This is a genomic window from Micromonospora sp. NPDC049139, from assembly GCF_055586845.1.
In genome coordinates, this window is the sequence record NZ_JBVJHK010000030.1 from 47069 (window position 1) to 56281 (window position 9213).

The 9213-nt window shown below is 74.5% G+C and carries 9 protein-coding genes; 6 read left to right on the top strand and 3 right to left on the bottom strand.

Going from position 1 to position 9213, the window contains the following annotated elements; genetic code table 11:
- Positions 1–209 precede the first annotated feature (209 nt).
- The gene (gene npdG, locus ACZ6Q9_RS31700) at positions 210–908 is read left to right on the top strand and encodes an NADPH-dependent F420 reductase (RefSeq protein WP_393263039.1); all 699 of its coding nucleotides are present in this window, start codon (positions 210–212) and stop codon (positions 906–908) included.
- A gap of 179 nt (positions 909–1087) precedes the next feature.
- On the opposite strand, the gene panB is transcribed toward npdG, so the two are convergent.
- Both panB and ACZ6Q9_RS31710 read right to left on the bottom strand, forming a co-directional pair.
- Positions 1088–1933 carry a 3-methyl-2-oxobutanoate hydroxymethyltransferase gene (gene panB / locus ACZ6Q9_RS31705; RefSeq protein WP_393263037.1) on the bottom strand — a complete coding sequence of 282 codons (846 nt, stop codon included), beginning with the start codon at positions 1931–1933 and terminating at the stop codon, positions 1088–1090.
- Positions 1934–2068: 135 nt separating this feature from the next.
- Positions 2069–3829, bottom strand: coding sequence for an NAD+ synthase (locus tag ACZ6Q9_RS31710; RefSeq protein WP_396830873.1), 1761 nt, complete (start codon positions 3827–3829; stop codon positions 2069–2071).
- Between the two features lie 288 nt (positions 3830–4117).
- Between ACZ6Q9_RS31710 and glnA the strand changes: the two genes are divergently transcribed.
- The 4 genes from glnA (at position 4118) to ACZ6Q9_RS31730 (ending at position 7363) form a co-directional block, all read left to right on the top strand.
- Complete coding sequence (gene glnA / locus ACZ6Q9_RS31715) at positions 4118–5467, top strand: type I glutamate--ammonia ligase (RefSeq protein ID WP_350679748.1); 1350 nt, start codon at positions 4118–4120, stop codon at positions 5465–5467.
- Positions 5468–5558: 91 nt separating this feature from the next.
- A complete protein-coding gene (locus ACZ6Q9_RS31720) occupies positions 5559–5984 on the top strand; it encodes a DUF350 domain-containing protein (RefSeq protein ID WP_357451054.1) in 426 nt (141 codons plus the stop codon).
- Between the two features lie 131 nt (positions 5985–6115).
- Positions 6116–6811 (top strand): helix-turn-helix transcriptional regulator, encoded by a 696-nt coding sequence (locus ACZ6Q9_RS31725; protein ID WP_393263032.1) that lies wholly within the window; start codon positions 6116–6118, stop codon positions 6809–6811.
- Between the two features lie 177 nt (positions 6812–6988).
- Positions 6989–7363, top strand: a complete 375-nt coding sequence (locus ACZ6Q9_RS31730; RefSeq protein ID WP_350707841.1) for a VOC family protein — start codon at positions 6989–6991, stop codon at positions 7361–7363.
- Between the two features lie 159 nt (positions 7364–7522).
- Here ACZ6Q9_RS31730 and ACZ6Q9_RS31735 read toward each other — a convergent pair whose 3' ends face one another.
- Complete coding sequence (locus ACZ6Q9_RS31735; RefSeq protein ID WP_396830872.1) at positions 7523–8035, bottom strand: hypothetical protein; 513 nt, start codon at positions 8033–8035, stop codon at positions 7523–7525.
- A gap of 206 nt (positions 8036–8241) precedes the next feature.
- Here ACZ6Q9_RS31735 and ACZ6Q9_RS31740 point away from each other — a divergent pair, with 206 nt between their 5' ends.
- Complete coding sequence (locus ACZ6Q9_RS31740) at positions 8242–9123, top strand: Vgb family protein (RefSeq protein ID WP_393460933.1); 882 nt, start codon at positions 8242–8244, stop codon at positions 9121–9123.
- Positions 9124–9213 lie beyond the last annotated feature (90 nt).

The following is a 9213-nucleotide window of genomic DNA, read 5'->3' on the forward strand; positions in this document are numbered from 1 at the left end:
GGCCTCCGCCTGTCCGTTCGCGCGCCGGCCTCCGCCTGTCCGTTCGCGCGCCGGCCAACGCCTGCCGGTTCGTGCGCCGCGTGCGCGCCGGCTGCCGCCTGCCCGGCGGTCGCCGCCGCCCGCCTCGCGGCCGTCGGCGTGGGGCGGCAGCGGGGTTTGTCACAGTGCCGGCCGCTGCTGCCGGCGGGCGGGTTTGCGAGGATGGCGGCATGGCTTACGACGCGAGCACCCTGCCCGACGTGTCCGGGCTGACCGTCGGCATCATCGGCGGCACCGGTGACCAGGGGCGGGGCCTCGCCTACCGGTTCGCCCGGGCCGGCCAGACGGTGCTGATCGGATCCCGGTCCGCCGAGCGGGCCGCGCAGTCCGCCGAGGAGATCGCGGCACTGCCGGGCGTCCCGGCCGGGGCCGAGGTCGCCGGTGCCGGCAACGAGGAGGTGGCCCGGCTCAGCGACGTGGTCGTCATCGCGGTGCCGTGGGACGGGCACGCCGCCACCGTCGCCGCGCTCGCCGAGCCCCTCGCTGGCAAGATCGTCATCGACTGCGTCAACCCGCTCGGCTTCGACAAGCAGGGCCCGTACGCGCTCGCCGTGCCGGAGGGCAGCGCCGTCCAGCAGGCTGCCGGGCTGCTGCCCGACTCCCGGGTCTGCGCCGCCTTCAACCACGTCAGCGCGCCGCTGCTGGCCGATCCGGAGATCGACCGGATCGACCTCGACGTGCTGATCTGCACCGAGGAGCGGGAGTTGGTCGGCGTGGTCGCCGCGCTCGCCGCCCGGATCCCCGGCATGCGCGGCGTCTACGCCGGCCGGCTGCGCAACGCCCACCAGATCGAGGCGTTCACCGCCAACCTGATCGCCATCAACAAGCGCTACAAGGCGCACGCGGGCATCCGGGTCACCGACCTCTGACCCCGGGCGGGGCCAGCCTCGCCGGGGCCGCGAAGCGGTGTCGGGTCTGCCCGGGCAGCGGCCCTCCACTGTGCCCTCGACGCCGGCCGGGCTCTGCGCGGCCGCTCCCCGGCGCCGGCCGAACTCGGCCCGGCGCACGGTCCGGCGGCGCGCACGGCCGCCGGACCGGCTGACCGGCGTCAGAAGGTGTGCTCGGCGGCGGGGAAGTCGCCGCCGCGGACCTCGTCGGCGAAGCGCCGGGTCGCGTCGGTGAGGGTCCCGGCCAGGTCGGCGTAGCGCTTCACGAAACGTGGCGCCTTGCCGGCGCGCAGGCCGGCCATGTCCTGCCAGACCAGCACCTGGGCGTCGGTGTCCGGGCCGGCGCCGATGCCGACGGTCGGGATCGGCAGCTCCGCCGTGATCCGCTTGGCCACCTCGCCGGGCACCATCTCCAGCACCACGGCGAACGCGCCCGCCTCGGCCACGGCACGGGCGTCGGCGATCACGTCGTCGGCCGCGTCGCCGCGCCCCTGGACCCGGTAGCCGCCAATGGCGTGCTCGCTCTGCGGGGTGAAACCGATGTGCGCCATCACCGGGATACCGGCACCGGTGATCGCCGCGATCTGCGCCGCGCAGCGCCGGCCGCCCTCCAGCTTCACCGCGTGGCAGCCGCCCTCCTTCATGAACCGCACCGCCGTGCGCAGCGCCTGCGTCGGGCCCTCCTCGTACGAGCCGAACGGCAGGTCGCCGACGACCAGCGCGTGCCGGGTCGCCCGGACCACCGCGCGGACCAGCGGCAGCAGCTCCTCGACGGTCACCGGCACCGTCGTCTCGTAGCCGAAGACGTTGTTCGCCGCCGAGTCGCCGACCAGCAGCACCGGGATGCCGGCCTGGTCGAAGATCGAGGCGGTGTACTGGTCGTACGAGGTGAGCATCGGCCACCGCTCGCCGCGCTCCTTGGCGGCGATCAGGTCGCGGGTGCGGACCCGCCGGGTGGCCGGGCCGCCGTAGAGGGCGGTCACCTCGGACGGGGTGGACTCCACCATGACTCTCTCCTTCCTCGAGGCCGCGTGCGCGGTCCCCGGGTTCCGCCGCGATCGTCGCACCACCCGACCGGCCGGCGGCAGAGCTCAGTGGAGGATGTCACTCCCGGGCCGGCGCCGGCCCGGGAGCGGCACGGCTCAGCCGTCCTCGCGCCACCGGTTCGTGATCGGCAGCCGCCGGTCCCGCCCGAACGCCTTCATCGAGATCTTCGTGCCCGGCGCGGACTGCCGCCGCTTGTACTCGGCGGTATCCACCATCCGCAGCACCCGGTCGACGACGGCCGGGTCGTGGCCGGACGCGACCAGCCCGTCGCGGCCGAGGTCGCCGTCGACGTAGCCGATCAGGATCGGGTCGAGCACGTCGTAGTCGGGCAGCGTGTCGCTGTCCAACTGGCCCGGGCTCAGCTCGGCGCTCGGCGGCTTGCCGATCGAGCTCTCCGGGATCGGCGGGGTCTCGCCCCGGCGGGTGGCGTCGGCGTTGCGCCACTTCGCGAGCCGCCAGATCAGCGTCTTCCAGACGTCCTTGACGGGGTTGAAGCCGCCGACCGAGTCGCCGTAGAGGGTGGAGTAGCCGACCGCCAGCTCGCTCTTGTTGCCGGTGGTCAGCACCAGGTGGCCCTCCTGGTTCGACAGCGCCATGAGGATCACCCCGCGGACCCGCGCCTGGAGGTTCTCCACGGAGACGCCGGAGAGCGACATGTTCGCCAGGAAGGTGTCCACCATCGGCTGGATCGGCTCGACCCGGTAGTCCAGCCCGGTGCGCTTCGCCAGCTCCGCCGCGTCCTCCCGGCTGTGCTCCGAGGAGTGCTGGCTGGGCAGCGAGACGCCGACCACCCGGTCGGGGCCGAGCGCGTCGACGGCCAGCGCGGCCACCACCGCCGAGTCGATGCCGCCGGAGAGGCCGAGCACCACCGACGGGAACCGGTTCTTGTTGACGTAGTCGCGCAGGCCGAGCACGAGCGCCTGCCACACCTCGGCCTCGTCGGCCACGGGGGCGATGGTCCCGCCCGTGGCGACGGGACCGCCGGTCGGTGGCGGGACGGCGTCGACCGCGGCGCGGACCACCCGCATGTCGTCGGCCAGCGCCTGGTCGGGGCCGGCCGGCTCCCCGGCCGCCGGCAGCTCGACGTCGTGCACCAGCAGGTGCTCGACGAACTGCGGGGCCCGGGTGAGCAGCGTGCCGTCGGCGGTCACGATCATCGAGTCGCCCTCGAAGACCAGCTCGTCCTGGCCGCCGACCATGTTGACGTACGCGATGGTCGCCCCCGCCTCGGCGGCCCGGCGGCGCACCAGCGGCAGCCGGATGTCGTCCTTGTTCAGCTCGTACGGCGAGCCGTTGATGTTCAGGACCAGGCCGACGCCGGCCTGGCGCGCGGCGGCGAACGGGCCGCCGGCCTGCCACAGGTCCTCGCAGATGGTCAGCGCCACGTCCACCCCGCCGATCCGGACGACGGTCAGCGCGTCGCCGGGGACGAAGTAGCGGTCCTCGTCGAAGACCCCGTAGTTGGGCAGGTGGTGCTTGAAGTAGGTGGCCACGACGTCGCCCCGGTGCAGCAGGGCGGCCGCGTTGCGGGCGCCGTGGCCCGGCTCGGCGTCGCCGCTGACCTGCGGCGGGCCGTCGGCGTCCAGGTAGCCGACCAGCACCGGCAGCTCGCCCAGCCCGTCCGCGGCGAGGTCGCCGGCGAGCCGCTCCAGCGCGGCCTTCGACGCGGCGACGAAGGACCGCCGGAAGACCAGGTCCTCGACCGGATAGCCGGTCAGCGCCATCTCCGGGAACGCGACGAGCTGGGCGCCGGCGGCGGCGGCGCGGCGGGTCCAGTCACGGACCAGGCCGGCGTTGCCGGCGAGGTCGCCGACGGTCGGGTTGACCTGGCACAGGGCGAGACGCAGGGTGGGCATGCCCTCATCTTGCCCCAGCCGTCCGGGCCCGACACGCTGGGCGGGGCGAGACGGCGGCCACCGCCGCGGGGCGCTACCGGACGGCGGCGGCGGGCCCGGCGGCGACGCGACGACGGCGGCGGCCCGTCCCGTCGGGCGGGGGTCGGCCGGTCGGGCGGGAGCCGCGGACAGGGCGGGACGCGTGCCGGCCGGTCGCGTAACGTCGGCGTAACGAGGCGGGTGGAGACTGGTCGGTCAGGCCGGGTCGCCCCCGGTCGAAGGCGGACAACAGTGTCGCGAGGGGTGGAAGTGGACCGTCAGCAGGAGTTCGTCCTCCGTACGCTGGAAGAGCGGGACATCCGGTTCGTCCGGCTGTGGTTCACGGACGTGCTGGGCACGCTCAAGAGCGTCTCCGTGGCCCCCGCCGAGCTGGAGGCGGCCTTCGAGGAGGGCATCGGGTTCGACGGCTCGGCGATCGAGGGCTTCGCCCGGGTGTTCGAGTCCGACATGGTGGCCATGCCGGACCCGACGACCTTCCAGGTCTTCCCGTTCGAGGGCGGGGTCAGCGGCGAGAGCGCCCGGATGTTCTGCGACATCCTGCTGCCCGACGGCGGTCCCTCCTGGGCCGACCCCCGGCACGTGCTGCGCCGGGCGCTGTCCAGGGCGGCCGAGAAGGGCTTCACCTTCTACACCCACCCCGAGATCGAGTTCTTCCTGCTGGAGAACGGCCCGATGGACGGCTCGGTGCCGGTCCCGGTCGACACCGGCGGCTACTTCGAGCACACCACCCACGCGGTGGCCCGCGACTTCCGCCGGCAGGCGGTGCTGGCGCTGGAGCGGATCGGCATCTCGGTGGAGTTCAGCCACCACGAGGTCGCCCCCGGCCAGCAGGAGATCGACCTGCGCTACGCCGACGCGCTGACCACCGCCGACAACATCATGACCTTCCGGCACGTGGTGAAGGAGGTCGCCCTCTCCACCGGAGTGCAGGCCACCTTCATGCCGAAGCCCTTCACCGACCAGCCCGGCAGCGGCATGCACACCCACCTGTCGCTGTTCGAGGGGGAGCGCAACGCGTTCCACGACGCCGGCGACCCGATGAAGCTGTCCAAGGTGGCCCGCGCGTTCATCGCCGGGCTGCTGGTGCACGCCCGGGAGTACACGGCCGTCACGAACCAGTGGGTCAACTCCTACAAGCGGCTCTTCCCGCAGGCGCTGCCGGACCGGGTCACCGAGAGCCCCGCGTACGTCTGCTGGGGTCACCTCAACCGGTCGGCGCTGGTCCGGGTCCCCGCCTACGGCAAGCCGAACTCGGCCCGGGTGGAGGTCCGCTCGCCGGACTCGGCGGCCAACCCCTACCTGGCCTTCGCGGTGCTGCTCGGCGCCGGCATGAAGGGCATCGAGGAGGGCTACGAGCTGCCGCCGGGCGCCGAGGACGACGTCTGGTCGTTGACCAGCGCCGAGCGGCGGGCGATGGGCTACGAGCCGCTGCCGGAGAACCTGGCCGAGGCGATCGACGTGATGGCCGGCTCCGAGCTGGTCGCCGAGGTGCTCGGTGAGCACGTCTTCGACTTCTTCCTGCGCAACAAGCGGGCCGAGTGGGAGCAGTACCGCCGCGAGGTCACCCCCTACGAGCGGCAGCGCTACCTGTCGCTGTAGGGCGGGGGCTGCCGCCGCTGGCGTACTGCCGCTATCGTCTCGATCACCGCGCCGGCACCCCCGCCGGGCGCAGAGGTCGGGGAGGCAGTCGGTGCTGGAGGATCTGCTCAGCGGAGCCTGGCAGAGCGTCGTGTTCGGGGTCGTCGGGGTGGCCCTGATGGCGGCCGGGTTCGGGCTGGTCGACGTGCTCACTCCCGGCAAGCTGCGGGAGCTGATCTGGGTGCGGCGCAACGGCAACGCCGCGCTGCTGCTCGCCGCCAACCAGCTCGGCATCGCCGGGATCGTGTTCACCGCGATCCTGACCAGCTACAGCGACTTCGCCAAGGGGCTGGCCTCGACGGTCCTCTTCGGCCTGATCGGGCTGGCCATCATGGCGCTGGCGTTCTTCGTGCTGGACCTGCTCACCCCGGGCAGGCTCGGCGAGATCATCTGCTCCGACGAGCCGCACCCGGCGGCCCGGGTCAGCGCCGCCACCCACTTCGGCGCCGCCCTGATCGTCTGCGCCTGCATCGCCTGAGCCGGTCCGTCCCGCGCTCCGTCGGAGGCGGCGTGGCCCCGCTGCGCTCCGTGACCACGGGCTGCGGGCACTGCGACAACTGGGCCCGCGGGCGGAGCGGTCGCGTCGCACCCCCGTCGTAGGTTGCGGGGGTGAACCGGACGGACCGTCTCTACGCCCTGGTGGAGGAGCTGCGCGCCGTGTCGCCCCGGCCGCGCAGCGCCCGCTGGCTCGCCGAGCGCTTCGAGGTGAGCACCCGCACCATCGAGCGCGACATCGGCGCCCTCCAGGAATCGGGCGTGCCGATCTGGGCCGAGCCGGGCCGCACCGGAGGCTACGCGCTCGACCGGGCGCGCACCCTGCCGCCGGTCAACCTCACTCCCGCAGAGGCCGTCGCCCTGGCGGTGGCGCTGCACCGCATGCGCGGCACGCCGTTCGGCGCCGCGGCCGGCACCGCGCTGCGCAAGCTGCTCGCCGTGATGCCGGCCGCCGACGCCGCCGAGGCCCACCGGCTGGCCGCGCGGGTGCACCTGATCGGCGACGGGCCCGTCGCGCCCGTCCCGGCCGGGGTCGCCGACGCCGTACGCGCACGCCGCGTGCTGCGCATCCGCTACGCCGACCGGGCGGGCGCCGGCTCGCTGCGCGACGTGGAGCCGCTCGGCTTCCTCGGCAACCCCCGGCACTGGTACCTGCTGGCCTGGTGCCGGCTGCGCGGCGGCATCCGGGCCTTCCGCACCGACCGGATCACCTCGGTGGCCGCCCTCGGCGAGCGGATCCCCGAGCGTGAGCTGGCCGTCGACGACCTCGACATCCCGCACGACCGGATCCACCGGCTCAGCCTGGTCTGAGACGGGGCGGCGCTGCCCTCCCACGCACGGCATCCTGTCCCTCTTGGACACTTCCGCCGGTGTGGGATCCGGTCGAACTGCCGGGAAAACACCGACAGGACGGTGTCGTGGGCGGGGCCGAGGCTTTCTCCTGACGGCGCCGGTCGACCGGCCGGCGCGGGGAACGGGAGGCCACACATGACCATCAGCAACGCCGTCACCTGGTTCGAGATCGGCGCCGAGCGGCCGGACGAGGCCCAGCGGTTCTACGGCGACCTGTTCGGCTGGAGCTTCACCGAGGAGGGCACGGCTGAAGCGCCGTACCGGACGACCGAGGGTGGCGCCGGCGCGGGGATCAGCGGAGCGATCCGGGGCACCGGCGGGGCGGGCCCCGACTACGCCATCTTCTACGTGCAGGTGGCCGACGTGGCGGACGCCTGCCGGCGCGCGGAGGCGGCCGGCGGCAAGGTGCTGGTGCCGCTGAAGTCCACCGGCAACGGGCTCACCTTCGCCCACCTGGCGGACCCGGCCGGCAACCACGTCGGCGTCTTCGCCCCGCCACCGGGCGCCTGAGCCGCCCGCCACGGCGTGAGTCGTGCGGCGTCGGCGTGAGTCGTGCGGCCGGCGGCCCGAGCCGTGCGGCCCGAGGCCGGAGCCGCCGCCGTTCGCCCCGGGAGGTCGCCGGAGCCGCCGCCGTCCGCCCCGGAGGTCGCCGGGGCGGACGGCGTGCGGTCACCTGCCGGCCGGGCCGCCGTGCCCGCCGCGACCGCCCGGGCCGGGGAAGACGCCGGCCTCGGCGGCGGCGGTGATGGCGTCCGCCTGCTCCTGGGTGAGCTTGCCGTCCTCGACCGCCTGCGCCAGGCGCTCCTTCAGCGCGGCCTGTCGGTCGGCGGAGTCACCCCGCTCGGGCCGGTCGGCCGGCTTCCGAGCCTCGTGCACCTTCTCCAGCGCGGCCGTCACCTTGTCGGTGGAGACGCCCAGTTCCTTGGCCAGGGCCTCGGCGAACTCCGCCTGCCGCTCGGCCCGCTGCTGCTGCCGCTCGTCCTTGCCGCTGCCGCTATCGCTGCTGCTGCCGCTATCGGTGCCGCTGCCGCTGCCGCTGCCGGTCTCGTTGGCGCTGACGCTCGGCGTCGAGGTGCCGCCGTCCGCGGCGAACGCGACCGTCGGCGCCGCGATCCCCACGCCGAGTACCCCGGCCGCGGCCAGGCCGGCCAGCAGGTGCTTCTTCCTCATGGTGCCGGACATGTTGTCCTCCATCGGGTCGGTGGGTGGTGCGATGACCTCACCGACGGTGACCAACCCGGCTGGAGGAAAGCCGTGGTGAACCTGTCAGCGAGCTGGCAATCCGCCCGCCGAGCCGGACAAACGGGTTGCCGCGGCGCGCGCCGGCGGTCAGGGTTGGCGGTCGGCAGGCCCCACCGGGGCGGAGCAGACGACGGAAGGTGACCCTCGTGGCGTTGGCGAAGATCCGGGAAGTGCCGCTCACCGGGGCGGACGCCGGCCCGTACGGCATCACCGTCGGCCCCGACGGCGCGCTATGGCTGACGCTGGTCCACGCCGGCGCGGTCGCCCGGGTGGGCGCGGACGGCGACCTGCGCACCTGGCCGGTGGCGGCCGACAGCCGGCCGCTGATCGTCACGCCGGGCCCCGACGGCGCCCTCTGGTTCACCCGCTCCGGCGACGACCGGATCGGCCGGATCACCACCGACGGGGAGCAGAGCGCCGTCGCGCTCCCGCCCGGAAGCGGCCCCTGCGGCATCGCCGCCGGTCCCGACGGCGCCCTCTGGTACGCGGCGATGACCGCCGACGCGATCGGCCGCGTCACCACCGACGGGGAGGTGACCCAGTTTCCGCTGCCGGTGAGCGGCGGCTTCGCCTCGATGGTCGCCGCCGGCCCGGACGAGGCCGTCTGGTTCACGCTCAACCGGGCGAACGCGGTCGGCCGAATGGGCACGGACGGCGCCGTGGCGCTGCACCTACTGCCGACCGAGGGCGCCGCCCCGGTGGGCATCACGGCCGGAACGGACGGCGCGCTCTGGTTCGTCGAGATCGGCGCCGGCCAGCTCGGCCGGATCACCCCGGACGGGCGGATCGACGAGTACCCGTTGCCGGACCGGGCCGCCCGGCCGCACGCGATCGCCGCCGACCCGGCCGGCGGCTGCTGGTTCACCGAGTGGGGCGGCAACCGGATCGGCCACGTCGCCCCGGACGGCACGATCGCCACCCACGACCTCCCGACCCCGGCCGCCGAGCCGCACGGCATCACGGTCGCCCCCGACGGCACGGTCTGGGCCGCCTTGGAAACCGGCGCCCTGGCCCACCTCACCCCCTAAGGGACGTCTCGTAACCGGGTGAAGGCGTTGCCTGGGACGGGGTCGGCGGTCAGCCGGCGAGGATGATGTTGTGGAGGTTGGCGATGCCGG